The 455-nt window shown below is 80.9% G+C and carries 1 protein-coding gene; it reads left to right on the top strand.

The window, feature by feature from the left end; genetic code table 11:
- Positions 1–385, top strand: a 385-nt coding sequence (locus GTR00_RS22510; protein ID WP_205706456.1) for a hypothetical protein, incomplete at its 5' end; no start/stop codon positions are given.
- Positions 386–455 lie beyond the last annotated feature (70 nt).

Here is a 455-nt window from a genome sequence, read left to right as displayed (position 1 = left end):
GGGTGGCGAGGGGCCGGTGCGCCGGCGCAGGTCGCGGGCGGTGTCGCTGGGGCTGACGGGCGTGCTGGCCGCCGGCGGGCTCGCCGCGTGCGGGTCCGGCGACGACGACGCCGAGGAGGAGTACCGCGGCGTGTGCGTCGACGAGCGCACCCAGCAGCGCGTGGACGACGACGAGTGCGACGACGACGGCGTGCGCGCCGGCGGCTTCGGCTGGTACTACCTGCCGCTGGGCGCCCGCGCGTTCGGCCTGGGCCAGCGCGTCAGCGGCGGCACCGCCAGGCCGCCGTCGGGCGCGGCGCTGGTGCGCGGCGGCGTGCCCGTCGACGGCGGCACCGTCGCCCGCGGCGGCCTGGGCGGCGGCAGCGACTCCAGCGTGGGCGGCTGATGCGCCGCGTGGCGTCGACCCCGCGGGCGGGCTGGCGGCGCACGGTGGAGTCGCAGGGCCTGCTGCACGC

Origin of the sequence: Kineococcus indalonis (genome assembly GCF_009906395.1) — a bacterium.
GTDB lineage: Bacteria > Actinomycetota > Actinomycetes > Actinomycetales > Kineococcaceae > Kineococcus > Kineococcus indalonis.
Note: the sequence above shows the minus strand (reverse complement) of the source record. Positions and strands in the feature narration are given on the sequence as shown.